Origin of the sequence: Enterobacter hormaechei subsp. hoffmannii (assembly GCF_001729745.1) — a bacterium.
In the GTDB taxonomy this organism is placed as follows: domain Bacteria; phylum Pseudomonadota; class Gammaproteobacteria; order Enterobacterales; family Enterobacteriaceae; genus Enterobacter; species Enterobacter intestinihominis.
In genome coordinates, this window is sequence record NZ_CP017186.1 from 2,302,660 (window position 1) to 2,329,295 (window position 26,636).

At 54.9% G+C, this 26,636-nt stretch carries 24 protein-coding genes and 1 pseudogene; 14 read left to right on the forward strand and 11 right to left on the reverse strand.

From position 1 onward, the window contains the following. Positions 1-20: 20 nt before the first annotated feature. Positions 21-1,619, reverse strand: a complete 1,599-nt coding sequence (locus BFV65_RS10820) for an ABC transporter substrate-binding protein (RefSeq protein ID WP_069596605.1) — start codon at positions 1,617-1,619, stop codon at positions 21-23. A gap of 282 nt (positions 1,620-1,901) precedes the next feature. On the opposite strand from BFV65_RS10820, the gene BFV65_RS10825 reads away from it, so the two are divergent. The 3 genes from BFV65_RS10825 to BFV65_RS10835 are packed head-to-tail and all read left to right on the forward strand — an operon-like array spanning position 1,902 to position 8,396. Next, entirely contained in the window at positions 1,902-3,239 is a 1,338-nt protein-coding gene (locus BFV65_RS10825) for an SrfA family protein (protein WP_069596606.1), read from the forward strand. Positions 3,240-3,243: 4 nt separating this feature from the next. Further along, positions 3,244-6,225: a virulence factor SrfB gene (locus tag BFV65_RS10830; RefSeq protein WP_069596607.1), complete on the forward strand. Its 2,982-nt coding sequence runs from the start codon at positions 3,244-3,246 to the stop codon at positions 6,223-6,225. Next, positions 6,222-8,396, forward strand: a complete 2,175-nt coding sequence (locus tag BFV65_RS10835; RefSeq protein WP_069596608.1) for a virulence factor SrfC family protein — start codon at positions 6,222-6,224, stop codon at positions 8,394-8,396. The genes BFV65_RS10830 and BFV65_RS10835 overlap by 4 nt, the downstream gene beginning before the upstream one ends. A gap of 33 nt (positions 8,397-8,429) precedes the next feature. Here BFV65_RS10835 and BFV65_RS10840 read toward each other — a convergent pair whose 3' ends face one another. Together BFV65_RS10840 and BFV65_RS10845 are read right to left on the reverse strand one after the other, a co-directional pair. After that, on the reverse strand, positions 8,430-9,188 hold the full coding sequence (locus tag BFV65_RS10840) for an alpha/beta fold hydrolase (protein ID WP_039270671.1): 759 nt from the start codon (positions 9,186-9,188) through the stop codon (positions 8,430-8,432). 86 nt (positions 9,189-9,274) lie between these two features. Beyond that, entirely contained in the window at positions 9,275-9,448 is a 174-nt protein-coding gene (locus BFV65_RS10845; RefSeq protein WP_003856960.1) for a GhoT/OrtT family toxin, read from the reverse strand. A 243-nt stretch (positions 9,449-9,691) separates the two neighbouring features. Between BFV65_RS10845 and BFV65_RS10850 the strand changes: the two genes are divergently transcribed. From BFV65_RS10850 to BFV65_RS10860, 3 genes are read left to right on the forward strand one after another with little or no spacing between them, the layout of a single operon-like run. Beyond that, positions 9,692-10,018 (forward strand): TehB family protein, encoded by a 327-nt coding sequence (locus BFV65_RS10850; RefSeq protein WP_022648249.1) that lies wholly within the window; start codon positions 9,692-9,694, stop codon positions 10,016-10,018. 27 nt (positions 10,019-10,045) lie between these two features. Then, positions 10,046-10,399, forward strand: coding sequence for a TehB family protein (locus tag BFV65_RS10855; RefSeq protein ID WP_022648250.1), 354 nt, complete (start codon positions 10,046-10,048; stop codon positions 10,397-10,399). 3 nt (positions 10,400-10,402) lie between these two features. Beyond that, entirely contained in the window at positions 10,403-10,585 is a 183-nt protein-coding gene (locus tag BFV65_RS10860) for a DUF1869 domain-containing protein (RefSeq protein ID WP_069596609.1), read from the forward strand. A gap of 35 nt (positions 10,586-10,620) precedes the next feature. On the opposite strand, the gene patD is transcribed toward BFV65_RS10860, so the two are convergent. The 3 genes from patD to ymcF form a co-directional block, all read right to left on the reverse strand. Then, positions 10,621-12,045, reverse strand: coding sequence for an aminobutyraldehyde dehydrogenase (gene patD / locus BFV65_RS10865; RefSeq protein WP_069596610.1), 1,425 nt, complete (start codon positions 12,043-12,045; stop codon positions 10,621-10,623). A gap of 139 nt (positions 12,046-12,184) precedes the next feature. Then, positions 12,185-13,609, reverse strand: coding sequence for an aminotransferase-like domain-containing protein (locus BFV65_RS10870; protein WP_069596611.1), 1,425 nt, complete (start codon positions 13,607-13,609; stop codon positions 12,185-12,187). An 82-nt stretch (positions 13,610-13,691) separates the two neighbouring features. Beyond that, positions 13,692-13,880 (reverse strand): cold shock small protein YmcF, encoded by a 189-nt coding sequence (gene ymcF, locus BFV65_RS10875; protein ID WP_017693360.1) that lies wholly within the window; start codon positions 13,878-13,880, stop codon positions 13,692-13,694. A gap of 393 nt (positions 13,881-14,273) precedes the next feature. Here ymcF and BFV65_RS10880 point away from each other — a divergent pair, with 393 nt between their 5' ends. From BFV65_RS10880 to hslJ, 4 genes are all read left to right on the forward strand, one after another. Next, entirely contained in the window at positions 14,274-15,668 is a 1,395-nt protein-coding gene (locus BFV65_RS10880; RefSeq protein WP_069596612.1) for a cytochrome ubiquinol oxidase subunit I, read from the forward strand. Between the two features lie 5 nt (positions 15,669-15,673). Continuing rightward, positions 15,674-16,684, forward strand: coding sequence for a cytochrome d ubiquinol oxidase subunit II (gene cydB, locus BFV65_RS10885; protein WP_069596613.1), 1,011 nt, complete (start codon positions 15,674-15,676; stop codon positions 16,682-16,684). Beyond that, positions 16,684-16,812 carry a DUF2474 domain-containing protein gene (locus BFV65_RS10890; RefSeq protein ID WP_017693358.1) on the forward strand — a complete coding sequence of 43 codons (129 nt, stop codon included), beginning with the start codon at positions 16,684-16,686 and terminating at the stop codon, positions 16,810-16,812. Before cydB ends, BFV65_RS10890 begins: the two co-directional genes overlap by 1 nt. 124 nt (positions 16,813-16,936) lie before the next feature. Further along, the gene (gene hslJ / locus BFV65_RS10895) at positions 16,937-17,374 is read left to right on the forward strand and encodes a heat shock protein HslJ (protein WP_069596614.1); all 438 of its coding nucleotides are present in this window, start codon (positions 16,937-16,939) and stop codon (positions 17,372-17,374) included. 1 nt (position 17,375) lies between these two features. On the opposite strand, the gene BFV65_RS10900 is transcribed toward hslJ, so the two are convergent. After that, entirely contained in the window at positions 17,376-17,642 is a 267-nt protein-coding gene (locus BFV65_RS10900; RefSeq protein ID WP_003856935.1) for a putative hemolysin, read from the reverse strand. 271 nt (positions 17,643-17,913) lie between these two features. Between BFV65_RS10900 and nifJ the strand changes: the two genes are divergently transcribed. Beyond that, entirely contained in the window at positions 17,914-21,438 is a 3,525-nt protein-coding gene (gene nifJ, locus BFV65_RS10905) for a pyruvate:ferredoxin (flavodoxin) oxidoreductase (protein WP_069596615.1), read from the forward strand. Between the two features lie 386 nt (positions 21,439-21,824). Continuing rightward, positions 21,825-22,952, forward strand: a complete 1,128-nt coding sequence (gene ompC, locus BFV65_RS10910) for a porin OmpC (protein ID WP_022648258.1) — start codon at positions 21,825-21,827, stop codon at positions 22,950-22,952. Between the two features lie 35 nt (positions 22,953-22,987). Here the strand turns inward: ompC and BFV65_RS10915 are convergent, their stop codons facing one another. From BFV65_RS10915 to BFV65_RS23490, 3 genes are all read right to left on the reverse strand, one after another. Beyond that, positions 22,988-23,410, reverse strand: coding sequence for a GFA family protein (locus BFV65_RS10915; protein WP_045308183.1), 423 nt, complete (start codon positions 23,408-23,410; stop codon positions 22,988-22,990). A gap of 3 nt (positions 23,411-23,413) precedes the next feature. Next, entirely contained in the window at positions 23,414-23,611 is a 198-nt protein-coding gene (locus tag BFV65_RS10920) for a hypothetical protein (RefSeq protein ID WP_022648260.1), read from the reverse strand. A gap of 204 nt (positions 23,612-23,815) precedes the next feature. Further along, positions 23,816-23,947, reverse strand: coding sequence for a hypothetical protein (locus tag BFV65_RS23490; RefSeq protein ID WP_255409922.1), 132 nt, complete (start codon positions 23,945-23,947; stop codon positions 23,816-23,818). Positions 23,948-24,028: 81 nt separating this feature from the next. On the opposite strand from BFV65_RS23490, the pseudogene BFV65_RS23385 reads away from it, so the two are divergent. Continuing rightward, a pseudogene (locus BFV65_RS23385) lies at positions 24,029-24,214 on the forward strand (site-specific integrase); the annotation flags it as partial. A 48-nt stretch (positions 24,215-24,262) separates the two neighbouring features. Further along, complete coding sequence (ttcA, locus tag BFV65_RS10925; protein ID WP_001186974.1) at positions 24,263-25,198, forward strand: tRNA 2-thiocytidine(32) synthetase TtcA; 936 nt, start codon at positions 24,263-24,265, stop codon at positions 25,196-25,198. A gap of 43 nt (positions 25,199-25,241) precedes the next feature. On the opposite strand, the gene dbpA is transcribed toward ttcA, so the two are convergent. Beyond that, on the reverse strand, positions 25,242-26,615 hold the full coding sequence (dbpA, locus tag BFV65_RS10930) for an ATP-dependent RNA helicase DbpA (protein WP_069596616.1): 1,374 nt from the start codon (positions 26,613-26,615) through the stop codon (positions 25,242-25,244). Positions 26,616-26,636 lie beyond the last annotated feature (21 nt).

The window sequence follows — 26,636 nt, forward strand, 5'->3', positions numbered from 1 at the left end:
CGCCACCCGGCAAAATACGATCAGTTCAGCTTCGCTTTCGAGAAATCGCTGCCCATCAGGCTTACGCTGTACCCGGTCACATTGCTGCGGGTCGCGTAGAACGTTTTACCGTTAGCTAACGCAATCCACGGTGCCTGCTGGTAGAAAATCTCCTGTGCCTGGCCATACAGCTTCGCACGTTCGTCCGGGTTGCTGGTGAGTTTGGCCTTTTGCACCAGCTCATCATACCCCTTATCACACCAGCGCGCGGCGTTAGATCCGGTTTTGATGCTGTTACAACCCAGCAGCACATCGGCGAAGTTGTCCGGATCGCCGTTATCAGACATCCAGCCGAACAGCGCGGAATCATGCTCGCCTTTGCGCATGCCCGAGAGATATTCCCCCCACTCATATGAGACGATTCTCGCCTTCACGCCCACCTTCGCCCAGTCAGCCTGGATCATCTCTGCAATGCGTCGGGAGTTCGGGTTGTACGGACGCTGAACCGGCATGGACCAGAGGGTCACTTCCGCGCCTTTCTCCAGACCCGCCTGCTTCAGCAGCGCTTTTGCTTTTTCCGGATCGTAGCCGTAATCCTTCAGATCTTTGTTAAAGCCGAGCATGTTCGGCGGGATCGGCGATTTAGCGACCGTACCAGACCCCATAAAGACCGCGTTCACAATGGCCTTTTTGTCCGTCGCGTAATTCAGAGCCTGGCGCACCAGCACGTTATCAAACGGTTTTTTCTCTGTGTTGAACGCCAGGTACCCCACGTTCAGCGCATCCACCGAGTGCAGCGTCAGGTCTTTGTTTTTCTTGATCGCTTCAAACTGCACCGGCGACGGCGCAGGAATGATCTGACACTCGTTCGTTTGCAGCTTCGCCAGACGCGTCTCAACGTTTGGCGTGATGGAGAAGATCAGGTGTTTGGTCGGCACCTCTCCCTCCCAGTAGTTCGGGTTGGCGACGTAGCGGATAAGCGAATCCACCTTGTACTGCTGAAGCACATACGGCCCGGTGCCGATTGGCCAGGTGTCCACATTTTCAGGCGTGCCCTTTTTCAGCATCGCGTCCGCGTACTCGGCAGAGAGGATCGAGGCGAAGTCCATTCCCCAGTCGGCCAGGAAAGCCGCGTTGGGTTCGCTAAGCGTGAACTGAACGTGATAATCGTCGATCTTTTTCACATCCTGAATGAGCTTGTCGAGGCCCACGTCATTAAAGTATTCGTAATTACCCTGGGAAACATTGTGATAGGGATGCTTAGGGTCTTTCTGACGCATAACGGAGAAAATAACGTCATCAGCGTTAAAATCACGGGTCGGTTTGAAGTATTTATTGCTGTTGAATTTCACCCCTTTACGCAGGGTAAACGTGTATGTTTTGCCGTCTGGCGAAATGGTCCACGACTCCGCAAGAGAAGGCACCGGCGTGTTTTTTACCGGGTCGAAGTTAATCAGACGGTTATACAGCGTTTGCGAGCTGGCGACAAACGAGGGGCCAGAGCTGGCGATCTGCGGGTTAAACGACTCCGGCGACGCCTCGGAGCAGTAGATAATGGTGTCTTTGTTTGCCGCCCATGCGGCGCTTGCCGGTAGCAGCGCGCTCAGCGCGAGGGCGAGCACGGTTTTCCCTGTAAACATGGTTATGACCCTTTCGGTTTTATTATAGTGAACAGTAATAACAGCACAGACGTTTTGGCCTGACAAATAACGAATCACTATCAGGTTATTCTAAAGCCGTACATTTCGCTGGTTTTAACATCAGCCCGCAGAAACCGATTTGCCTTAAGGTCCATTATTCGTCAAGCACAACCGTCACGATCAATGCCGCAAGAAATCGTCCCTTTTGTCGTCTCCTCCGCCGTTTGCTTGCTTACCTGATTCGCTAAAGTAATGGCGTGAAGAAGTCTACAGGACCAAATCGTGGCAAAAACACTTTTACGCAGCGGTAATCTGGATGATTTTCAGGCCGTTGGCGGCGGCGGACAGGCCGTTTTTGAATCAGCGCTGCAAATCCGCGAAGCGCTTCGGTTGCGCAAACAGCAGGCTATCGTCGATTGCCTGGCCATTCCTCAGGTCAATGACGGCGGCGATCGCGTTGACTGGTACTCCCCGGCTGAGGGAACCGTCTCCAGCTGGAAGGCGGCGGATGAAGACGATCGTTTTCGCGCCCTGCGCTATCTGGAAAACACGCTCGCCAGCATGGAGTCGCTGAGTAAAAAATGCCTTCAGTCACCGAAAACGGCGCAGCAACTGTTTGGATCTCTGCTCTCTAAAGCGTTCCAGTTTCCCGGTGAAAACTTTGTTTTCCTGGTGGATGGCAAACCGGTGATCTGCTTCTGGGGTTTCGTCAGTCTTAACGAAAACGCGCGCGACGACGTGCTGGACTGCCTGCGCGAATCGTTGGTCCCTGAACCTGAACCCGTGATGATTAACGAACCTGAACCTGAACCTGAGCCAGAACCGGCCCCGGTGGTGACCTTCGAGCAGGCCGACGCGCCGCTTATCACGCCTGTGGCTACCGTGCGTATCACCGAAAATGAGCTGTATACGCCAGAGCCGGTGCGCATGAACACCGTGCCGTCAGAGCCCGCACCAGCGGTGGTGCAGAAAAAACGTCGCTCCCCCCTGTGGTTGCTGCCGGTTGCCGCCGTCATTATTGCAGCCATTGCCACGCCGCTGCTCTGGCCAAAACAGGCCCCGACCGCAGCGCCAGTTACCTCACCAGCGCCAGCACCTGTCGCCATTGCTCCGGCCCCCGTGGAGACGGTTGAGCCGCTTGAGCTGAAACTCCCACTGCATCAGGCAGAAGTGGTAGAGCCGAAGGTGAAGACGCCTGCCCCGGCAGCCGAACCGGTGGTCATTACCGCGATACCGAAAGATGCCATGGTAATGGAAGCAAACCAGGTCAAAGCGGGGTTAACGCGCTTCCTGAACGGCACCTGGCGCGCGTTTCTCGATGTGCAGGATCCGCTCACCGGCAAACCGCCGTCTCTGCGCTACCAGATCCAGAACAATAAAGGTTTCGCCCGGGTCGTGCATGGCGACAACATTGTCTGCCGGGTAGACGTCTTTTCCGGATTACACAGCAACGGCGAGCTGTTGATCAAAACGCGCGGAAACGCTCGTTGCACCGACGGTTCACGCTATCCGATGCCGGAAGTGACCTGTAAGGCAGGTGCCAGCGACGTGGCGGAATGCACCGCACGTTACGATGCCCACACCGTCGTTCCTCTGACGTTCAAGAAAGCAGGTGTCTGATCCTATGCTGGTTAATCTTTGCGACTATAAACAGAGCGTGACGCTGATTGCTAACAGCGGCGTACAGTTTCTCGATTTTGGCCTGACTCCGCAGGACACCGCCAGCAACGGGCGTTTCGTGCGTAAAACGGCAAATGGCCCGCTGCTGCGCCTGGATTTTGACCTGGTCAACGGCCGGTACACGCTGCCTGCCACCGATGGCGGGAAGCCGGAAGTGGTCAAGCCTGAAAGCACCATTCCACTGCATGACTCCCTGACCGTGCTGGACGGTGTCTGGCTGCCGCTCCCTTTCCTGCGCTTTAACCCGCCGCGGACGTTTGTTGATGGCCCGGATAACTGGGCGCGCGTCCAGGTACGGAAGCTGTCCACGCCCGACGCGGCAGGCAATACGCACCGGGTCACCGTCGCGCTCGACAGCCAGATTGCGGAGCATGCGACGTCTGCCCTGTCGCCGGTTGAAAACGACATTCTTAACGGCACGCGTTTCGCCCTCGCCTGGCGCGACAGTGAGGTTGAGAGTTTCCTCGACCAGACCTGGATTGACGGCTGGCTGCGTGAAGCCTTCACACAATATGCTGACGGGGTTGAAAAACGCGCCGAGCGCGAGCTGCATCAGGCCATGCGCAGCTTTGAATATCAGGCGCACTGGCTCAACCTGCTCTCCATGCTCGGTGAACAACTCACCGTGCCGGAAGTGAAGTTTGTCACCCATACCCTGAGCACCCCTGCTATTCCTGTCGATCTGATCCTTGACGTAGGCAACACCCACACCTGCGGCGTGATTATTGAAGATCATGGTGATGCCAACGACGGCCTGCGCCAGACAGCTGAACTCCAGGTGCGTTCCCTGAGTGAGCCGCAGTTTCTGAATGAGCCGCTTTTTACCAGCCGTCTTGAATTTTCCGAAGCGCGTTTTGGCAAGCAGCACTTCTCGGTGGAAAGCGGCCGGGAGGATGCGTTCGTCTGGCCATCCATTGTCCGCGTGGGTGATGAAGCGCGTAAGCTGGCGATGCAGCGTCTGGGCACGGAAGGCAACAGCGGTATCTCCAGCCCGCGTCGCTATCTGTGGGACGAGACGCCGGTGGTGCAGGACTGGCGCTTTAGCCAGATGAACAGCAAAACTCAGCGCGAACCGCTGGCAACTGCGTTTCCGCTGATGAACCTGATGAACGACGACGGGGAACCGCTCTTTACGCTGCCGCAGGATGAGCGCCTGCCGGTGTTCTCGCCGCAGTACAGCCGCAGCACCCTGATGACGCACATGCTCTGCGAGCTGCTGGCTCAGGCGCTTGGCCAGATTAACAGCGTGGCCACCCGCCTGCGGCTCGGCTTCCCGGCCTCTCCCCGCCAGCTGCGGACGCTGATCCTCACCCTGCCTTCGGCAATGCCGAAACAGGAGCGCGAGATTTTCCGTCGCCGCATGTTCGAAGCCATCGCCATCGTCTGGAAAGCGATGGGCTGGCACCCGCAGGATGAAGATTTTGCCAGCCGCAAGCAGCAGGAAAAAAGCGTGGTGCCGGTCCCTGAGATCCAGATGGAGTGGGACGAGGCCAGCTGCGGCCAGCTGGTGTGGCTGTATAACGAAGCCATTTCCCATTTTGGTGGCCAGACCGAGGCCTTTTTCGCCTCCCTCGCCCGTCCGGATCGCGCGCCTGAGCCTGGCGTCCAGCCGGGGCGTGCGCTGCGCGTGGCCTCGATTGATATCGGCGGCGGCACGACGGATATGGCCATCACGCACTATCAGTTAGATGATGGTTCCGGGAATAACGTCAAAATCACCCCGCAGCTGCTGTTCCGCGAAGGGTTCAAGGTCGCTGGCGACGACACGCTGCTGGACGTGATCCAGCGCTACGTTCTGCCCGCCCTGCAAACCCAGCTTCAGAAATCCGGCATAGCCGATGCCTCCCAGCTGATGGCATCCCTGTTCGGTGACTCCGGGCGGATCGATACCCAGGCGGTCCTGCGCCAGCAGACGGCGCTTCAGCTCTTTATGCCGATCGGTCACGCGATCCTGGCGGCGTGGGAATCGAGCGATGTTGACGATCCGCTGGCCGGGCTGCATGCCACCTTTGGCGATCTGCTTGCGCAAAAACCGACGCGCAACGTGATGAATTATCTCCAGCAGGCGATCGACCATGCGTTGCCTGCCGGCTCAGAACACTTTGATCTGTTCAGCGTCCCGCTGCACGTCAGCTTCCGGGAGATGCGGGACGCCATGCTGGCGGGTCAGTTCACGCTTGCCGCCCCGCTTCATGCGGTATGTGAGGCGATCTCTCATTACAGCTGCGATATCCTGCTTATCACGGGACGGCCGGGCTGTCTGCCGGGCGTTCAGGCCTTGATTCGCCACCTGCAACCGGTGCCCGTCAACCGCATCGTCTGGCTGGATAAATACCAGGTTCATGAATGGTATCCGTTCAGCCAGCAGGGACGGATCGGCAACCCGAAATCCACCGCTGCGGTGGGAGCGATGCTCTGTAGCCTGGCGCTGGATCTTCGTCTGCCGCGCTTTAACTTTAAAGCAGCGGATATCGGCGCGTACTCTACGGTGCGCTATCTGGGCGTGCTGGATAACACCATCAATACCCTGCGGGACGAGAACGTCTGGTATCACGATATAGACCTCGATAAACCCGGCGCGAAACTGGACGCCCGTCTGCACTTCCCGCTGCGCGGCAACGTTACGCTCGGCTTCCGGCAACTGGCCAATGCCCGCTGGCCCGCGACGCCGCTCTATACCCTGAGCATCAACTCAGCCGAGCTGGCGAAAGCTATTGCGGGCGACGGTGTACTGAACGTGCGCCTGAAGCTGCGTGGCGGCACTAAGCAGGAAGGCCCGGAATCTTTCGAGCTGAGTGATGCCTGGCTACAGGACGGCACGCCCGTGCCGCCGGATGCCCTGACATTTAAACTGAATACTCTGGCCGATCGCCGACACAGCGGCAGCCACTACTGGATCGACAGCGGGAGCGTATACCTCAAATGACTGCGACGACTGCCACCACTCAGGCCTTAATCGGGTGGATAAACGAGACGCGACAGCACGCCCCGATGCTGGATAACGAAGCCGACGCCCTGCTTGCCCGTCTTAACGCAGTAAGCGCGCGTGAAGAGGCGCTCGATGCTGCCCTTGTCAGCCAGGGCAGCATCGGCTTATACGGCCACTCGCAGGCCGCAAAAGCGCACCTGCTGGCTGCTCTTTGCGGCAGCGGGGACGAACGGCTGAACGTTACGCCGGGTCAACGCACGTTTGATTACTTCTCGCATATTAACCCCGGGCATGCACCGACCAACATGGCCGTGCGTTTCAGCAGAGCGTCCCGCGAGGTCGCAGACGACGCGTTTCCCTTACGCCTGCGCCTGGTAACGGAGGCCGAGCTGGTACAGCTGTTTATCGCCCGCACCACGTTGGATCCGCAGATCCGCGCGGTGGATAAATCGGTGATTGAAGCCCGGCTTGAGAAGTGGCGTACGCTGCGTCAGCCGCACAGCGTGCCGGGAATAACGGCGCAGGAAGTCGCGACCGTTGCCCGGTTCTGGCAAACCGTAGTACCCGGCGCTAAGCAGCATATTGATGATGCCCTGTGGCACCAGTTTGCCCTGCTGGTTCCGTCGCTTGATCTCAGCACCCGCGCCAGCGTCTGGTCTCTGCTGTGGGGTGAGCAGCAGGAGTTAACCCAGCAGTGGCTTAAACTCGCCCAGGTGCTGCATCAAACCAGCCATGCCAGCGCGCTTGCGGCGCCGTTGAGTCTGCTGGTGGACAGTTTTGGTCTGCCGTGTGAAGGTTTCCTTACTCACGGGGCCTTTACCGTGCCGGAAGCGCAGGAAACATTGCTTCATCCGGTAAATAACGGCGAGTTGCTTAATGCCATTAGCCTGCCCGTCGATGTGCTGGCCTGCCTGACCCGCGAAGTGGTGCTGCCCGTTGAAAACTGCGTTCTGGATAACGTAGATATTATTGATATTCCGGCCATTTCTGAGGAAAACACGCCGCTGATGACGCAGGCAAAATGCCTGTGGTTGCTGGAGCATTATCGTCAGCACATACAGCCTGATGTCCTGGTTATCTGCAATGCGACGGCCCACCACCAGCAGACGGCAAAAACGGCCAGACTCCTGCAAAACTGGGTCAAAGAGACGCAGCCGGTGGAAGAGTCCGCGTTGCCGGGCCTGGTCTGGGCCATTACCCCTCACGATGCGCGGTTTACCACAAAGCAGAATCTGGACGAAGCGGTGCAACAGTTGCTGGGCCAGCCGGGTCTGCGCTGGGGCACGCTCCAGGCGCTCGATACCCACAGCATGCAGCGGGTAATTGAATGGCTGTCGCAGGCTACCCTTCCAGCACAGCGCCAGAAGCGTCTCCACGCGCTGAAAAGGCTGTTGCAACAGTCTCTTTCGACGCTGATGCGCGCATACGTCGCCCCACTCACTCAGGAGCCAGGCGCAGGGCGGGCAGAGGCCGAAAAAATGGTCCGAACGCTGCAAGGCAGCGCCGCTCGTCATGGTGAACTGCTTGAGGGGCTTCTGCCGCCGTTAAACGCGTTTGAGACGCTGCTGACGGTTCACCAGCCCCGTGAGGAACAGGTCAACGGCCTGTTTAACGACGTTATCGATCTGTTTGCGGAAGAGACGCCGGAATATCCAGGCACGTTGCAGACCAAAGACAAGGCGCGACTGGCCCATAACGTGTGGGTTAACCATCTTCGTCAGTGGAGTCGAAACGACGCGGCCGCCGCCCGTCTGGGCCTGGACCCAGAGGTATTGCAGCAAATTGCGGATGTGCTGATCGTTACCAGCTACCGGCTGGATCTGCCGCTGCAACTGCAACGCATTGCAGAAACAGATAAAAGCAGTGCTGCGCAGCTGCATGCCGCGACAGGCAATTTCGTTAGCTGGCTTGGCTATGAACTGACGCCCGTTTCTGAACGGCCTGCAAGCCGGATCCGCAAAGGTCAGCCAATTTTTGTGACGCCAGTTGTGAGCTGCGCTTCACCCCGGCTTACCCGACTTGGCGAGCAGCCTGTTCACGCGGCGACAGCCTATGTTTATGACTGGCTGGTTGCGCTCTACACCCGCGCGATTGAGAATGTGGATTATCAGTGCCCGTATGACATTAAGCCTGCTGCGCGGAAAGCCTTGTCTGCCTTGCTGTCTTAATCATTGCAGCCCGCAGCAATGCGGGCTACCCATTCATGAGCCGTTTATGAAGCCAGACAAAGCCTGAGCCAACGCTGACGGGTTTTCCCAGGACATTGAATGGCCCGCATCAGGGATAATTTTTACAGCAACGCCGTTTTGTTGCAGGCGATTAAAATCGTCATCAGGCAGGGATCGCTCACCAAAAACTAACATTACCGGGCAGCTCAATGACAAGAACAGGTGTGCCCAGTCAGGTTTAACGCCCTCGACCAGGCTTGTTGCGCCGCGCCAGACGGCCCAGGGGGCATTGCTTTGAAGGCTTCCAGCCCACGGCGACGTTTCCGCCCGCAGCATGTCATCATAGCCCTGTTCCAGAAAATGTTGTTCCGTTTGGGCCGCAATTGCTCGGCTGAACATCCCGCCACCCGCATGAAAATTGGGTTCAGATACTATCAGGCCCTTAACGCGCGACGTTAACAGTGCTGCCGTTTCGATCGCGATACTCCCCCCCATGCTATGACCATACAGCCAGAGACTATCCAGGGCGAGATGGTTTAACAGTTCAACCACCACCTGCGCCTGTTCGCTCGTGCGATAACGGTAGTTGTCAGGTTTGTCACTGTAACCGCTACCGGGGAGATCGATCAGAATGGCTCTGCGCCCCCCAAAACGGGTATCACAGACAATACGAGGATATTCATACGACGATGCACAGCCCAACCCGTGGATAAACACAACCGGGTCACCGAAACCGGGAAGATCCTGCCAGCGCACCGTGCAGCCTGCTTGCTGTGAATAGAAACTGTTCATAAGCACTCCATGTATGACGGACTGTATATTTATACAGCCTCAATGTATGAAGTGCTATGTCTGGATGCCGATTCTTGAAGCGTGCTTCAGAAAAGAGAGATTAACAGGGCAACAGGAAAGCTCATCGGCCAGGTAGATCCCACCAGGAATGCGCTCAACAGGCGAATACGTTTACGATCTTTAGACAGGAACCAGGTAATTAATGCGCAGATGGAGGCCATGATTGCGTAGAAAACCAACATCTTTTGATACAACGTCATTCTGTTTACCTGAGCCGAAAAATAACCGCACGCAATATGCGTCATATGTTGACACAGATCAAGTTTTTTCGTTACACAATAACCACTTAATTATTAATGATAATAACAACTGAGTACCTTGTGTAACAACGCCGGGTAAAGCAAAACGGTTATTATTGATAAGATGCATATAAAATGCACTTTTTGGTAAATCCATCCCTGCAGAAAGCAGTCTAATAAAAGCAGGCTTTTAAGGGAGGAAACATGCTACGCATTCCGCAGAGTTGCATTCACACCCGTTCCACGCCTTTCTGGAACAAAGAAACGGCCCCCGCCGGCATTTTTAAACGTCACCTTGATACGGGCACGCAGCCGGGCGTTTACCCTCGCCTGTCGGTGATGCGCGGCGCGGTGCGTTATCTGGGCTATGCTGATGAATTTACACCTGAGCCTGACAGCGAGCTCGTCATTGAAGCGGGTCGTTTTGGCGTTTTCCCGCCAGAGAGATGGCACCACATTGAGGTGATGACCGACGATACCTTGTTCAATATTGAATTCTTTGTTGAACCTGAGGTGCTTAAGTCCCTTTAAGCGTCCGACAACATGAAGGAAACTATTATGTTACGTATTCCTGAAAACTTTGTTCATACCCGCTCGACGCCGTTCTGGAATAAAGAGAGCGCCCCAAAAGCGCTTTTTACCCATCACAACACCAAAGCCGGCGTGTACGGTCGGTTGTCCGTCATGCAGGGTGCGGTGCGTTACTTTGGCTTTGCCGATGGCGATGCCACCGAACCCGATCTGGAAGTGATCATTGAGGCCGGTTCTTTTGGCATCTCGCCACCGCAAAAATGGCACCGCATTGAGCTACTGACTGACGACACGTATTTTAATATCGACTTTTTCGCGGATCCTGCCGTCACGCTCAGCGGTGCGGGTATCGGTAAAGTGGTCAACACGCATAAGGAGTAAATAATGGGTAAGGCTACCTATACCGTGAGCGTCACCAACAACAGCAACGGCGTGTCGGTGGATTATGAAACAGAAGCGCCAATGGAGCTGCTGATCCCGGACGTCGCGGCAGATGTCGTGAAGGATCTGGTGAATACCGTTCGCGCCTACGATACGGAAAATGAACACGAGGTATGTGGCTGGTAAGCTGAATCGCCCGGCACTGCGCCGGGCATGAGGGTTTAGTGTTTGATCATCACATGTCGGACTACCGTGTAATCCTCAAGTCCGTAGACCGACATATCTTTGCCGTAACCGGATAATTTCATTCCGCCGTGCGGCATTTCGCTCACCAGCATAAAATGGGTATTGACCCAGGTGCAGCCATACTGCAACCGTGCGCTGAGTCGATGGGCGCGTCCGACGTCTTTTGTCCAGACGGACGAGGCCAGGCCGTATTGCGAATCGTTAGCCCAGCTCAGCACCTGCGCTTCATCCTCAAATTCTGTCACGCTGACCACCGGGCCAAACACTTCTCGCTGGACGATCGCATCTTCCTGCTTCGCCCCGGCCAGCAGCGTTGGCTGGAAGTAATATCCTGCCCCCTCTTTTTTACTGCCACCGGTGACGACGCGGATATGTCCGAGGGCTTTGGCTTCATCCACGGCAGCACTAACGCGGGAAAGATGCGCTGCGGAGCTGAGCGGTCCCAGCTCCGTTGACGCATCGTCCGGCGCGCCCATTTTCAGGCTGGCAACGGCTGCGCCCAGCTTTTCGACCAGCGCGGGGTAAATCCCCTTCTGGGCATAGATACGACAGGCTGCGGTGCAATCCTGACCGGCATTGTAGAAACCAAACGTGCGCACGCCTTCAACCACGGCATCCAAATCTGCATCGTCAAAGACAATGACCGGGGCTTTTCCGCCCAATTCCATATGGGTACGTTTCACTGAAGATGCGGTATGCCCGATAATATGTTCTCCGGTGGCAATAGAGCCAGTGAGAGAAACCATACGGACTTTTTCGTGACCGGTCAGCGGATCTCCTACGGTTTTGCCGCGACCAAACAGCACGTTCAGCACGCCTGGCGGGAAGATATCTTTCGCCAGTTCCGCCAGCTTCAGCGCCGTCAACGGGGTAGTTTCAGATGGCTTGATGACGACACAGTTTCCCGCCGCCAGCGCGGGCGCCAGCTTCCACGCCGCCATCATCAGAGGATAGTTCCAGGGGGCAATAGAGGCGACAACGCCAACCGGGTCGCGGCGGATCATCGAGGTATGTCCTTCGAGATATTCTCCGGCAGCCAGCCCGTTCAGGCAGCGAGCGGCTCCTGCAAAGAAGCGAAACACATCGACCACGGCCGGGATCTCATCCCCCTGGACGCAGTGCAGCGGTTTCCCGCAGTTAAGGGACTCCAGTTTTGCGAACGCGTCAGCGTTGGCTTCTATCACATCAGCCAGTTTCAACAGACATTCGGCGCGCGTTTTCGGCGTCGTTTGTCCCCACTCTGTGAACGCGCGATCGGCAGCCTGGACGGCAGCGTCCACCTGTGCTGCCGACGCTTCAGCCATCTCCAGCAGCACTTCACCCGTGGCAGGATTATAAACCGCCTGCTTCTCACCTTCGCCGGTCACCAGTTCACCATTAATCAGCAATTGATTTTGCATAGCATCGTCCTGTTGAAATCGACATTGTTTTCGCTGTCAGCACACGTTCTGGCGGGCCGATACGTGACAACGTCACGTTACCAATCCGCACTCCCTTACTAAAGGTAGACCGCGCATCATGTCGCTTCAGGAATTTTCATCAAGGTGTGACTGGGTGCAGCATCATTTCGCGGATTAACCCCGCCAGCTGGACGACCGCCTGCTCCTCCCGCTCGCCCCAGCCCCATGAGGTATTGAAACGGAAAAACGGTGTCCAGATATTGGAGGTGGAAAACATCTTACCGGGCGCAATGCTGATTTGATGGGTTAATGCCTTCTCACTCAACCGCCCCGCATCCAGCTGTTCAGGCAGTTCCAGCCATAAAAAATAGCCGCTGTCGTTGTGATGGATTTTGACACCAGCAGGCATATGGCGCAAAAGCGATTGCCAGGCCTGCTGTTTGCGTTCAGCAAGCGTGCGTCGCAGGCGACGAAGGTGGGCGTCGTAACGTTTGGTCGCCAGGTAATCCACCAGCGCCAGCTGCATGGGAGAGCTGGTGGATAACGTACTCATCAGCTGCAACTGCTGAATACGGCGCGCATGTTTTCCCGCCGCCACCCAGCCAATACGGAAACCGGCCACCAGACACTTGGAGAATGAGGAGCAGTGCAACGTCATATCCTGCTTATCCCAGGCCTTTGCCGGAAGCGGCTTTTCGCGGCCAAAGTAGAGTTCGCTGTAAACATCGTCTTCAATCAGCGTGACGTTATGCCGGGTGAGTAAGGCCACCAGCTGAGCTTTCTTCTCTGCACTCAGCGTGAAGCCGAGCGGGTTCTGACTGTTGGTCATCAGCCAGCAGGCTTTCACCGGATAATCTTTTAACGCCTGCTCAAGGGCACTGAGATCGATGCCCTCACGCACGTCAGTGGCAACCGACAGCGCTTTCAGTTTCAGACGTTCAAGCGCCTGGAGTGCGCCATAAAAACAGGGATTTTCAACGATAACCCAGTCCCCTGGTTCAGTCACAGCCTGCAAACTGAGGTTGAGCGCCTCAAGCGCGCCCGCGGTGATCACAATTTCATCCGGGGAGATATTCATCCCCTGCTGAGCGTAGCGACGGGCAATGGCATGACGTAAGTCGACGTTACCCGGCGGCAGGTTTTCAATCACGCTCATGGCCGTGGCCGTTTTACTGACATTAGCCAGCGAGCGGTTGAGTTGCTGAAGCGGGAATAGGCGCGGATCGGGAAATGCCGAGGCAAAAGGGACAACGGAGGGGTCGCGGCTGGCCTGTAGCACGTCGAAGATATAGGTGTTGATGTCAACTACTTCATCGCGCATCACCTGCGCGGGCGGTGCTGGCTGGTGTGTGGTCGGACGGGCGGCAACGTAATAGCCTGACTGCGGTCTGGCAACAATGCGCCCCTGACTTTCCAGCATCTGATACGCGTGGCCCACGGTCATGAAACTCATGCCGCTGCTTGCCGCCTGCTCTCGCAGAGAAGGCAGCTTATCGCCCGGCAACCATACGCCAAGCTCAATCTGCGAGATAATTTGTTGCGCCAGACGCTGGTATTTTTTCATCAGATTCTCCTTATTGCTGACAGTGTATATCAGCAGGAGAAAAAGAGAAGAATTTGCTAACTGTTATGGGAAACGCGGCAGATTACTTGCGATACTCAGTAATGTGATTCTGAGCAGAACGCGCTGCGGCCAGGTGGTCGAGCGTGATCATCGACGATTTGCAGAAAATGCATTTTGCGCCGAACGGATTTTTGTCAGACACATCAAAAGCTGAGGTGCGGTACTGCGAGCCATGACAGCATGGGCAGCGGAAATGGATATAAGAAGTCATAGGATTCTCCTGTAAACGTAAAAACGTAAATTACTCATGAGCCGATCAGGCAAAAGTTGGTTCGATACAAAACTAATCGGAATGTAGATAAAGACCCAAGAGAGGCTGCGGAGAGGCACAACGTGATGAGAACTGCTTTATAAAACTACGTCAGATATTTATTTGGATTCAAAACCAGAAATCCATTAACGCATGTTGCTGGCGACAAAGCAAGCTGTTTAATGCGTAAAAATCATAAAAAGAAATTTTTTATTCTTCCTTGTTAGCTATATCAGCCAGATAAAGTTCACCTTTTCCCACAACTGTTATAGATAAATTATCAATTTCTGCTTCTGATATCTCATTTTCCCCCTCTTTATCATAACAGCACACCGTTTAACATTGAGGCAGTGCATGTTTGGTCCAGATGCGTTTCATCTTGCGCGAATACAGTTCGCCTTTACCGTATCCTTTCATATTATTTTTCCGGCGATAACCATTGGCCTGGCGAGCTATCTCGCCGTGCTGGAAGGGCTGTGGCTGAAAACAAAAAACCCCGTCTGGCGTTCGCTGTACCATTTCTGGTCGAAGATCTTCGCCGTCAACTTTGGGATGGGCGTGGTCTCCGGCCTGGTGATGGCTTATCAGTTTGGCACCAACTGGAGCGGGTTTTCGCAGTTTGCGGGCAGCATTACCGGCCCTCTGCTGACCTATGAAGTGCTCACCGCGTTCTTCCTTGAGGCGGGGTTCCTCGGGGTAATGTTGTTTGGCTGGAATAAGGTCGGGCCGGGGCTGCACTTCTTTTCGACCTGCATGGTGGCACTGGGGACCCTCATGTCTACGTTCTGGATCCTCTCGTCAAACAGCTGGATGCAGACACCGCAAGGGTATGAAATCATCAACGGTCAGGTCGTTCCGGTGGACTGGTTTGCCGTGGTGTTTAACCCCTCCTTCCCTTACCGCCTGCTGCACATGTCGATAGCGGCATTTCTCAGCAGTGCACTGTTTGTCGGAGCCTCCGCGGCCTGGCATTTGCTGCGCGGAAACAACACCCCTGCCATTCGCACCATGTTCTCCATGGCGTTGTGGATGACGTTGATCGTAGCCCCTGTTCAGGCACTGGTGGGTGATATGCACGGGCTTAATACCTTAAAACACCAGCCCGCGAAAATAGCCGCCATTGAAGGCCACTGGGAGAATTCGCCGGGTGAGCCTACTCCACTGCTGCTGTTTGGCTGGCCGGATATGGATCAGGAACGGACCCGTTTTAGCCTTGAAATTCCCGCTCTCGGCAGCCTTATCCTGACCCACAGTTTCGATAAACAGGTTCCGGCATTGAAGGAGTTCCCAAAAGACGATCGCCCGAACGCCACCATTGTCTTTTGGTCTTTCCGCATCATGGCCGGTTTAGGGATGTTGATGCTCTTCCTGGGCATGGTGGCGGTCTGGCTGCGTTACAAACAGCGCCTCTACACCTCACGTTCCTTCCTGTGGTTTGCCCTGCTGATGGGGCCGTCCGGGCTGATCGCGATCCTCGCCGGATGGGTAACAACGGAGGTCGGCCGCCAGCCCTGGGTCGTCTATGGGCTACAGCGTACGAAGGATGCGGTTTCCGCACATGGCGATCTGCACATGAGCATCAGCTTGCTGGCCTTCTTCGTGGTTTATACCGCGGTGTTCGGCGTGGGTTACAGCTATATGGTGCGTCTGATTAAAAAAGGGCCGCAGCCTTATGAATCCTTCGCGACTGAATCCGATGGCCGCCCTGCTCGTCCGCTTTCTGCCGTCACCACTGAATTTAAGGAGTAACCGTAATGGGTATCGATCTTTCCATTATCTGGTTCGTGATTATCGTTTTCGCCACGTTGATGTATATCGTGATGGACGGTTTTGATCTGGGGATAGGCATACTGTTTCCGATAACGCCGAATGCGGACGATCGCGACGTAATGGTCAACAGCGTGGCTCCCGTCTGGGACGGCAACGAAACCTGGCTGGTGCTTGGCGGTGCGGCCCTGTTTGGCGCCTTTCCTCTCGCCTATGCGGTGATCATCGACGCGCTAACCAGTCCACTTACAATAATGCTGATCGGGCTTATATTTCGTGGCGTCGCCTTCGAATTTCGCTTCAAAGCGACTCCGGCGCACCGTCCGTTCTGGGATAAGGCCTTTATTGGCGGGTCAATTGTGGCGGCCTTCAGCCAGGGCATCACCGTCGGCGCGGTCATCCACGGGTTCAGCGTCACCGGTCGCGCTTACAGCGGTGGTCCGTTTGACTGGTTTACCGCGTTCAATCTTTTCTGCGGTGCGGGTCTTGTGGTGGCTTACGCGCTGTTAGGATCAACGTGGCTGGTAATGAAAAGTGAAAATGCCCTGCAACAGCGGATGCGTCAGGTATCGAAAGTGCTTCTGCTCCTGCTTCTGGTATTCATTGCGGTAATCAGTATATGGACCCCTCTCGCCCAACCAGCCATTGCTGCGCGCTGGTTTACGCTGCCGAATCTGTTTTATCTGCTGCCCGTTCCTGCGCTGGTTGCGATCCTGAGTCTGTGCCAGTGGCGCTGCCTGAACGATCCTGCGAGCCATACTCTGCCGTTTATCATGACGTTAGGGCTGGTTTTTCTTGGCTTTAGCGGGCTTGGGATCAGCATCTGGCCGCATATCATCCCGCCGGACATTACCCTCTGGCAGGCCGCTGCGCCAGCCCAAAGCCAGGGCTTCATGATGGTGGGCGCACTGTTGATCATTCCTGTGATTCTGGTCTACACCTTCTGGAGTTATTACGTTTTTCGCGGAAAAGTACAGCATGGGGAGGGTTATCACTGATGCAACAACCTGTATGGAAACGTTTGATGTGGCTTGCCATCATCTGGGGCGGCAGCGTCCTGGCACTGGCCTGCGTAAGTATGCTCTTTAAAATGCTGATGGCCGCAGCCGGATTTAAATCGCACTAATTCATTCACCGGGTGCGTTGCCGCCCGGTCCTTATCTCGCACTTTCAGATAAACCCCATTAACACCCTGGAGGGTATGGTTACACTGAAAAAATATTTACAGCATTGATAGTTTGAGAAGAAAAATGAAAAAGCTCGCGGCAGTAAGTTTAATCAGCCTCGCACTGGCGGGATGCGTTAATCCCGGTAAAGCCTCCGTTCAGACCGATCAGTTAGAGAATCACCGTTTCGTGCTGGAAAACGTTGATGGCAAAGCGGTTAAGGGCCTGAAAACGCAGCCTGAAATTCGGTTCAGCGCGCAGCCCAGTATCAGCCTGATTAACAACATTGCCGTCTCCGGCACAATGTGCAACGGCTTCAACGGCCAGGGAAAATTGTCCGAAGGAGAGTTGACGGTCAAAACGCTGGCAATGACGCGGAAACTCTGCATCGAGCCGCAGCTTAATGAACTGGATCAGACCCTCGCCGATATGCTACGCACAGGCGCTCAGGTAGACCTGACCGAAGACCAGTTAACGCTGGCGACAGCCAATAAGTCTTTAATGTTTAAGCGAGTTGAATAACTCAGTAACTCCCGCACGATCCTACGGCAAGCGACTGCTCACTACAGCGTTTGCCGTTTGGCAACGCGCACATGCCGATAGCGGAGCCGTCGAGCTGACGGGCAACGGAGAGTGACCCTCCGATCATTGCGCAGTTGGCCTGGCCTGAACTGGACATAGCCGCTCGCATACCTGGCGTAACGTGTGCCGCTGTCGCCTGCTGTACAGGTTCATTGCTGCATGCCGACAACAGTAACGCGGCACATCCGACCCAAAATGCAGAACGCATACCTTCCTCCCCATAGTTAAAGCGAAACCTATGCATAATAGGCATCACGCGCCGCATCGTCGAGAGCGGATGTGCGTATTTATGCGCTCTGGTAACAATTTCTCGCAATTTTTTATCGCGAATAGCCATCCAGTCATTGATACAGCGCATCCCAAGGACACAAAAGCGAAAATCGTAAAACCTGAGCTTTGCTAAAATACACAGATAATATTCAGGGTCTGTCGTCGTTTTACAGGCCCTTCATTTTTGCGCAATGTAAGGGTGTTGTCCTATGCAAACTATTGACGGCAATGGTGCAGTCGCGTCTGTTGCGTTTCGCACCAGCGAAGTTATCGCCATCTACCCCATCACCCCAAGCTCCACGATGGCTGAACAGGCTGACGCCTGGGCTGGTAATGGGGTAAAAAACGTCTGGGGCGATGTCCCGCGGGTTGTTGAGATGCAGTCCGAAGCCGGCGCCATTGCCACCGTGCATGGTGCGTTGCAGACCGGTGCCCTGTCGACCTCGTTCACCTCGTCTCAGGGGCTGCTGTTGATGATCCCCACGCTTTACAAGCTGGCAGGACAATTAACGCCGTTTGTCCTGCACGTCGCCGCACGTACTGTAGCCACACACGCGCTCTCTATTTTTGGCGACCACTCAGACGTGATGGCCGTGCGTCAGACCGGCTGCGCTATGCTCTGCGCCAGCAGCGTGCAGGAAGCACAGGATTTCGCGCTGATTTCGCATATCGCCACGCTGAAAAGCCGTGTGCCATTTATTCATTTCTTCGATGGTTTCCGTACGTCCCACGAGATCAATAAAATCGTTCCACTGCCGGATGACACCATACTGAACCTGCTGCCGCAGGCGGACATCGATGCGCATCGCGCTCGCGCGCTCAATCCGGAACATCCGGTGATCCGGGGTACCTCTGCGAACCCGGATACCTATTTCCAGTCCCGCGAGGCGACGAACCCGTGGTACAACGCGGTGTATGCGCACGTTGAACAGGCGATGGACGATTTTGCCGCTGCGACGGGCCGCGAATATAAGCCGTTTGAATATTACGGTCATCCGCAGGCCGAGCGCGTGATCGTCCTGATGGGCTCTGCCATCGGCACCTGTGAAGAGGTGGTTGATGAGCTATTGACGCGTGGAGAGAAAGTTGGCGTGCTCAAAGTTCGCCTCTACCGTCCATTCTCTGCGAAACATCTGCTCGCAGCCCTGCCGGAAAGCGCGCGTGCCGTGGCGGTACTTGACCGCACCAAAGAGCCTGGCGCGCAGGCTGAACCCCTTTACCTTGATGTAATGACCGCTCTGGCTGAGGCATTTAATCACGGTGAGCGCGAAACGCTGCCGCGCGTCATTGGCGGGCGGTATGGTTTGTCTTCCAAAGAGTTCGGGCCGGAGTGCGTCCTGGCCGTATTTGCTGAACTGCGCGAGACAAAACCGAAGCCGCGCTTTACGGTCGGCATTTATGATGACGTGACTAACCTTTCTCTCCCCTTGCCGGAAAACACCCTGCCCTCGAATGCGAAACTGGAAGCGCTGTTCTACGGTCTGGGCAGCGACGGCAGCGTCTCGGCGACCAAGAACAACATTAAAATTATCGGCAACTCTACGCCGTGGTATGCGCAAGGATATTTCGTCTACGACTCCAAAAAAGCGGGCGGACTGACCGTTTCCCACCTGCGCGTCAGCGAACACCCGATCCGCTCGGCATACCTGATTTCTCAGGCGGATTTTGTTGGCTGTCACCAGCTCCAGTTCATTGATAAATATCAGATGGCCGAGCGCCTGAAGCCCGGCGGTATTTTCCTGATCAACACCCCTTACAGCGCCGATGAGGTCTGGGCACGCCTGCCTCAGGAAGTGCAGGCAGTGCTTAACCAAAAACAGGCGCGCCTGTATGTCATTAACGCCGCGAAGATCGCCCGCGAATGCGGCCTGGCGGCGCGCATCAATACGGTTATGCAGATGGCGTTCTTCCACCTGACCAATATTCTGCCGGGCGACAGCGCGCTGATGGAGCTACAGGGGGCGATAGCCAAAAGCTACAGCAGCAAAGGTCAGGAGCTGGTTGAGCGCAACTGGCAGGCGCTGGCGCTGGCCCGCGAGTCGCTGTTCGAGGTGCCGTTGCAGCCAGTCAATACCAGCAGCCCGAACCGGCCGCCAGTGGTGTCTGACGCTGCCCCGGATTTCGTCAAAACCGTTACGGCGGCGATGCTTGCCGGGTTGGGCGACACTCTTCCCGTCTCTGCGCTTCCGCCTGATGGCACCTGGCCGATGGGCACGACCCGCTGGGAAAAACGCAACATTGCCGAAGCGATCCCTATCTGGAAAGAAGAGCTGTGCACCCAGTGCAACCACTGCGTGGCGGCCTGCCCGCACTCGGCCATTCGCGCCAAAGTGGTGTCGCCAGAAGCGATGGCGGACGCACCGGAAAGTCTGCACTCGCTGGATGTAAAATCCCGTGATATGCGTGGCCAGAAATATGTTCTTCAGGTGGCACCAGAGGACTGTACCGGCTGTAACCTGTGCGTCGAGGTGTGCCCGGCGAAAGATCGTCAGGATCCCTCAATCAAAGCCATTAATATGATGTCGCGTCTGGAACATGTTGAAGAAGAGAAAGTGAATTATGACTTCTTCCTCGACCTGCCCGAAATCGATCGCAACAAGCTGGAACGTATTGACATTCGTACCTCGCAGCTCATCACCCCCCTCTTCGAGTACTCCGGGGCGTGTTCCGGATGCGGTGAAACGCCGTACATCAAACTGCTTACCCAGCTTTACGGCGACCGGATGCTGATTGCCAACGCGACGGGCTGCTCGTCAATCTATGGGGGGAACTTGCCGTCCACGCCTTATACCACCGACGCGTATGGCCGCGGCCCGGCTTGGGCAAACTCGTTATTTGAGGATAACGCAGAATTTGGTCTGGGATTCCGCCTGACGGTCGATCAGCACCGCGCCCGCGTAATGCGTCTGCTGGAACAGTTTGCCGATAAAATCCCGGCAGAGCTGAATGACGCCCTGCATGCGGAGGCCACGCCTGACGTTCGTCGCGCACAGGTTGCTGAACTGCGCCACGCGCTTCAGGGTGTTGAAGGGGCTGAACAACTGCTGACCGATGCTGACGCGCTGGTTGAAAAATCTATCTGGCTGATCGGTGGCGACGGATGGGCCTACGATATTGGTTTCGGTGGTCTTGATCACGTCCTGAGCCTCACCGAAAACGTTAACATTCTGGTGCTTGATACTCAGTGTTATTCCAACACCGGCGGACAGGCCTCGAAAGCAACGCCACTGGGTGCGGTCACGAAATTTGGTGAGCATGGCAAACGAAAGGCGCGTAAAGATTTGGGCGTCAGCATGATGATGTATGGACACGTCTACGTCGCGCAGATTTCGCTGGGCGCGCAGCTTAACCAGACGGTGAAAGCCATTCAGGAAGCGGAAGCGTATCCTGGCCCGTCGCTGATCATCGCCTATAGCCCGTGTGAGGAGCATGGCTACGATCTGGCGCTTAGCCACGACCAGATGCGTCAGCTTACCGCAACCGGCTTCTGGCCGCTGTACCGCTTTGACCCGCGCCGTGCCGATGAAGGAAAATTACCGCTGGCGCTGGATTCACGTCCGCCTTCAGACGCCCTTGCCGAAACCTTACTTCAGGAGCAGCGTTTCCGCAGGCTGAACGCCCAACAACCAGAAGTAGCAGAGCAGCTATGGAGGGACGCGGCAGCGGATCTTCAGAAGCGTTATGACTTCCTTGCTCAGCTGGCGGGGAAAGCAGAAAAATCAACCAGCGAATAACCATTATGCCCGGCTTGTCCGGGCATTTTTTTGCCATAAAAAAGCCCGATGCACGTGCACCGGGCTAATCCAGAAGTTCGGTGAAAATTGCCTCAATGTTCTGAACAATATTCACGTGAATTATGGATGAAAAAATCTTAAAGGCATATAACGCCATGGAGAATACCTGCTTTACCACTTAATTAATAATTTTTATTTTGTATCGATTATAACGATTAATTCACGGCATCAATTGTTATTTCAAACGCATCATTTGCTTTAGATTTTACTCAACCCGTAACAATTATATTTTATTCATCAGCCCTCAGTGTGATTTAGCATGGGACAGCTTTCCAGCCCGGAAAGTTCACTAAGCAATAAAAAATAACTGCAAAGGAATAATCAAAATGCAAAGAAAAGTACTGGCACTGATGATCCCCGCTTTGTTAATGGCTGGAGCCGCTCACGCAGCTGAAATTTATAATAAAGACGGCAATAAACTGGATCTGTATGGCAAAGTAGATGGTCTGCATTATTTCTCTGACGACGCGTCAAAAGATGGCGACCAAACCTATATGCGTCTGGGTTTCAAAGGTGAAACCCAAATCAACGACATGATGACCGGTTACGCGCAGTGGGAATACAACATTCAGGCAAACAACACCGAAGGCTCTGACAATCAGTCCTGGACGCGTCTGGCCTTCGCGGGTGTGAAGGTAGGCGACTACGGATCCTTCGATTACGGCCGTAACTATGGCGTCCTGTACGACGTAGAAGGCTGGACCGATATGCTGCCAGAATTTGGTGGCGACTCTTATACTTATGCCGATAACTTTATGACCGGTCGTGCAAACGGCGTGGCGACCTACCGTAACACCGACTTCTTTGGTCTGGTGCAGGGTCTGAACTTCGCGGTGCAGTATCAGGGTAATAATGAAGGTAATAACTGCGATGAGAATTTCTGCTCTACTAATGAAGGGACCAACAACGGTCGTGATACACGTCATGAAAATGGTGACGGTTACGGTATCTCCGCAACCTACGATTTCGGCATGGGCTTCAGCGCAGGCGCGGCATATGCTTCATCTGACCGTACTAACGATCAGGTAAATTACACTACTGCGGGCGGCGATACTGCGGATGCATGGACCGCAGGCCTCAAATACGATGCCAACAACATTTACCTGGCTGCAATGTATTCCGAAACCCGTAATATGACGCCGTACGGCGACAATGCAGATGCGGTTGCAAATAAAACCCAGAACTTTGAAGTGACCGCACAATATCAGTTCGATTTCGGTCTGCGCCCGGCTGTTTCCTATTTACAGTCCAAAGGTAAAGATCTGGGCAATGGTCAGGACGATAAAGACCTGGTGAAATACGCTGACGTCGGTGCTACCTACTATTTCAACAAAAACATGTCCACCTATGTTGATTATAAAATCAACCTGCTGGATGAAGATGATTCATTCTACAAAAACAATGGCATCGGTACGGATGACATCGTAGCGTTAGGTCTGGTTTACCAGTTCTAATCCCGTTAGCCCGCAGCGATCTGCGGGCTAATTTTTTATCTCTGTTTCGCCTGCTCTTTACGAAAAGAGAGATAGCCAATTACCCCGCTGTCGCCATCCATTGGGTGATTTACTCCATCCATTACCGCCACTTCCGGGAAGTCGAATGGCGTAACATTCTCCAGACAGGCGACATTCACACCATATTCATTGGGATTGGAACGTCGTTGATGGAACGTATAAATACCGCAAACCGAGCAGAAGAAATGGCGCGCCGTGCCGGTGTTGAAACGGTACTCTGTGAGCGTGTCCGCGCCCTGCGTCACCTTAATACCCGTCAACGGCGCGGAAACCACTACTGCCCCGCGCATCCTGCAAAACGAGCAGCTACATCGCCGTGCGGTATTCAGGCCGTCCGTCAGCTCAACAGTAAATTTCACCGCCCCACAATGACACTGTGCATGACGAATTTCAGCCATCGCTTATACCCCTTTTCTCACTAACTCAGCCGCTTTTAAAAAGACCTCATCTTCGACACCATCCCCCTTCTGCCTGCCGAGCCTCACCAGCTCATCGACAATACTTTCACGGTTGATGATCTTCTGCGCTGAAACCAGCCCGATAACGGCGGCACCAATCGCCAGCCCAACTAATCCTGTCTGTTCGTCTTTATTTTTCATAAAAGCGCTCCCTTGTCCCCCTCAAAAGCGTAGCAGGAGAACTGTAAAACGTGCTGGAACGCGGGGAAGAGGTCGGTGCTTTATCTCACCTTCTCGTCCGGCAAAACAGGGGGTTCTGAGCGGGTATCGGAATATCGTGAATAGCGTTGCGCATAGCGAGGCCGTAATGGGTTTTAAAACCGCCTTCGTAAAGGCGGCTGGTCATTACTCTGGATCTTTATCGCCTGATTCAGGCGCTGAGCCAGGATCATCTTTCGGTTTTCTTCCATCCTTTTCCGGGTTATCCGGGCTGGGATTATAATCAGGATGGTCACCATTAACGGGTCGGTCAGTCATTTTCACCTCCGTTTTTACTGCGTAAGCTGTAAGTGTAGACAACCCGTTAGTCTTAACCAAACTTCTTTGAGGGGCTCATTTGTAAATCGTGCTGGCATTCGGCGCTGCAATCCGTACCATACACGACACACTTTCGCATGCTGGTTTTTACCGGTAGCCGCAAACCCGTCTTTTATCGCTAACCAGATGGGGCACATAAATGCGCAGATGGTGTATGAAATCTATGCTACATGGATAGAAGAGATGAACACGAAGCTGACGCTTTGAAATCGTTTTCTCACCCTGTGCCCCATTTGAGATCTGAGTAACGAATAGATGCAACAAAATCAAGAGATTAACAAGAAAGAACAGTACAACCTGAATAAACTGCAAAAGCGACTGCGCCGTAACGTGGGCGAAGCCATTGCAGACTTCAACATGATTGAAGAAGGCGATCGCATCATGGTCTGCCTGTCGGGCGGTAAAGACAGCTACACCATGCTGGAGATCCTGCGCAATCTACAGCAAAGCGCACCGGTGAACTTTTCCCTGGTCGCGGTTAACCTCGATCAAAAACAGCCAGGATTCCCGGAGCATATCCTGCCGGAGTACCTTGAGAACCTGGGCGTTGAGTACAAAATCGTAGAAGAGAATACCTACGGCATTGTAAAAGAGAAGATCCCGGAGGGCAAAACGACCTGCTCGCTTTGCTCACGTTTGCGTCGCGGCATTCTGTACCGCACCGCAACCGAACTGGGCGCCACCAAGATTGCGCTTGGTCATCACCGGGACGACATTCTGCAAACGCTGTTTTTGAATATGTTTTACGGCGGCAAAATGAAGGGAATGCCACCGAAGCTGATGAGTGACGACGGCAAACACATCGTGATCCGCCCACTCGCCTACTGCCGCGAGAAAGACATTGAGCGTTTCTCTCAGGCCAAAGCCTTCCCTATCATTCCGTGCAATCTGTGCGGTTCACAGCCGAACCTGCAACGTCAGGTCATTGGCGACATGCTGCGTGACTGGGATAAACGCTATCCGGGTCGCATTGAAACCATGTTCAGCGCCATGCAGAACGTGGTGCCTTCGCACCTCGCCGATGTTGAACTGTTCGATTTCAAAGGGATTAACCACGGTTCAGAGGTGGTGAACGGCGGGGATCTGGCGTTTGACCGCGAAGAGATCCCGATGCAGCCTGCTGGCTGGCAGCCAGAGGAAGAGGATGCGCAATTCGATGAACTGCGCCTGAACGTGGTGGAAGTGAAATAACCTGACTGCGTCTCAGACAGTGCTTCTGAGACGCTTTTTTCCCTTACTTCAGCAGCCGAACGCGGCAGGTTTTCCCTTTAATCTTCCCGCCCTGCAACTGTTTCCAGGCCTTATGCGCAACCGACTGGCGAACCGCTACATAGACATGTGCAGGATGGACCGTGATCTTGCCAATTTCTGCCCCGTCGAGACCGATATCCCCTGTTAACGCCCCCAGAACGTCACCGGGACGCATTTTGGCTTTTTTTCCGCCGTCGATGCACAGGGTGGCCATTTCCGCCGCCAGCGGAGCGATGCTGATATTACCGGGGGCATTCACCCAGTTGAGTTTCAGTTGCAGCATTTCCGCAAGAATATTAGCGCGCTGCGCCTCTTCAGGCGCGCAGAAGCTGATCGCGAGACCGCTGTTACCCGCACGCGCGGTACGCCCGATGCGGTGGACATGCACTTCCGGATCCCATGCCAGTTCGAAATTCACCACCAGTTCAAGCGATTTAATATCCAGGCCACGAGCCGCTACATCCGTTGCAACCAGCACGCGAGCGCTGCCGTTAGCGAAACGCACCAGCGTCTGATCGCGATCGCGCTGCTCCAGATCGCCATGCAGCGATAATGCGCTCTGTCCGGCATCATTCAGGGCATCGCACACCGCCTGACAATCTTTTTTGGTATTACAGAACACCACGCAGGACGCTGGCTGGTGTTGGCTAAGCAATTTTTGCAGCAGTGGAATTTTGCCCTGCTGCGACGTCTCGAAGAACTGCTGCTCAATCGCTGGCAATGCATCGACAGTATCGATTTCAATGGTCAGCGGGTTCTTCTGCACGCGCCCGCTGATCGCCGCAATCGCCTCTGGCCAGGTGGCAGAAAAAAGCAGCGTCTGACGCGTGGCTGGCGCAAAGCGAATCACTTCGTCAATCGCATCGCTGAAGCCCATATCCAGCATGCGGTCAGCTTCATCCATCACCAGCGTTTGCAGTGCATCGAGTGAAACGGTGCCTTTTTGCAGGTGATCGAGCAGACGGCCCGGCGTTGCCACAATGATATGCGGCGCGTGTTGAAGGGAATCGCGCTGCGCACCGAACGGTTGTCCGCCGCAGAGCGTTAAAATTTTAGTGTTAGGCAAAAAACGCGCCAGACGACGCAGCTCACCCGCGACCTGGTCGGCCAGCTCGCGCGTCGGGCAGAGTATCAGGGACTGGGTCTGAAACAGGGTTGCATCAATATGCTGCAACAGGCCGAGTCCAAATGCAGCCGTTTTTCCACTACCGGTTTTCGCCTGCACGCGCACGTCCCGGCCTTCAAGGATAGCTGGCAGCGCGGCGGCCTGGACAGGGGTCATAGTGAGGTAACCCAATTCATTCAGGTTAGTCAGTTGGGCTTCAGGCAGAACGTTGAGCGTGGAAAAAGCGGTCACAATATACTCTCATGGTAATGA

Excerpts from the sequence above, each read along its gene's own strand:
- BFV65_RS10830 (WP_069596607.1), top strand. The coding sequence starts at position 3,244 with ATGCTGGTTAATCTTTGCGACTATAAACAGAGCGTGACGCTGATTGCT.
- ymcF (WP_017693360.1), bottom strand. The coding sequence starts at position 13,880 with ATGACTTCTTATATCCATTTCCGCTGCCCATGCTGTCATGGCTCGCAG.
- BFV65_RS23490 (WP_255409922.1), bottom strand. The coding sequence starts at position 23,947 with ATGACTGACCGACCCGTTAATGGTGACCATCCTGATTATAATCCCAGC.
- BFV65_RS10835 (WP_069596608.1), top strand. The coding sequence starts at position 6,222 with ATGACTGCGACGACTGCCACCACTCAGGCCTTAATCGGGTGGATAAAC.
- ompC (WP_022648258.1), top strand. The coding sequence starts at position 21,825 with ATGCAAAGAAAAGTACTGGCACTGATGATCCCCGCTTTGTTAATGGCT.
- BFV65_RS10915 (WP_045308183.1), bottom strand. The coding sequence starts at position 23,410 with ATGGCTGAAATTCGTCATGCACAGTGTCATTGTGGGGCGGTGAAATTT.
- BFV65_RS10840 (WP_039270671.1), bottom strand. The coding sequence starts at position 9,188 with ATGAACAGTTTCTATTCACAGCAAGCAGGCTGCACGGTGCGCTGGCAG.
- cydB (WP_069596613.1), top strand. The coding sequence starts at position 15,674 with ATGGGTATCGATCTTTCCATTATCTGGTTCGTGATTATCGTTTTCGCC.
- hslJ (WP_069596614.1), top strand. The coding sequence starts at position 16,937 with ATGAAAAAGCTCGCGGCAGTAAGTTTAATCAGCCTCGCACTGGCGGGA.
- BFV65_RS10860 (WP_069596609.1), top strand. The coding sequence starts at position 10,403 with ATGGGTAAGGCTACCTATACCGTGAGCGTCACCAACAACAGCAACGGC.
- BFV65_RS10890 (WP_017693358.1), top strand. The coding sequence starts at position 16,684 with ATGCAACAACCTGTATGGAAACGTTTGATGTGGCTTGCCATCATCTGG.
- patD (WP_069596610.1), bottom strand. The coding sequence starts at position 12,045 with ATGCAAAATCAATTGCTGATTAATGGTGAACTGGTGACCGGCGAAGGT.
- BFV65_RS10920 (WP_022648260.1), bottom strand. The coding sequence starts at position 23,611 with ATGAAAAATAAAGACGAACAGACAGGATTAGTTGGGCTGGCGATTGGT.
- BFV65_RS10820 (WP_069596605.1), bottom strand. The coding sequence starts at position 1,619 with ATGTTTACAGGGAAAACCGTGCTCGCCCTCGCGCTGAGCGCGCTGCTA.
- ttcA (WP_001186974.1), top strand. The coding sequence starts at position 24,263 with ATGCAACAAAATCAAGAGATTAACAAGAAAGAACAGTACAACCTGAAT.
- BFV65_RS10900 (WP_003856935.1), bottom strand. The coding sequence starts at position 17,642 with ATGCGTTCTGCATTTTGGGTCGGATGTGCCGCGTTACTGTTGTCGGCA.
- nifJ (WP_069596615.1), top strand. The coding sequence starts at position 17,914 with ATGCAAACTATTGACGGCAATGGTGCAGTCGCGTCTGTTGCGTTTCGC.
- BFV65_RS10855 (WP_022648250.1), top strand. The coding sequence starts at position 10,046 with ATGTTACGTATTCCTGAAAACTTTGTTCATACCCGCTCGACGCCGTTC.
- BFV65_RS10850 (WP_022648249.1), top strand. The coding sequence starts at position 9,692 with ATGCTACGCATTCCGCAGAGTTGCATTCACACCCGTTCCACGCCTTTC.
- BFV65_RS10870 (WP_069596611.1), bottom strand. The coding sequence starts at position 13,609 with ATGAAAAAATACCAGCGTCTGGCGCAACAAATTATCTCGCAGATTGAG.
- BFV65_RS10880 (WP_069596612.1), top strand. The coding sequence starts at position 14,274 with ATGTTTGGTCCAGATGCGTTTCATCTTGCGCGAATACAGTTCGCCTTT.
- BFV65_RS10845 (WP_003856960.1), bottom strand. The coding sequence starts at position 9,448 with ATGACGTTGTATCAAAAGATGTTGGTTTTCTACGCAATCATGGCCTCC.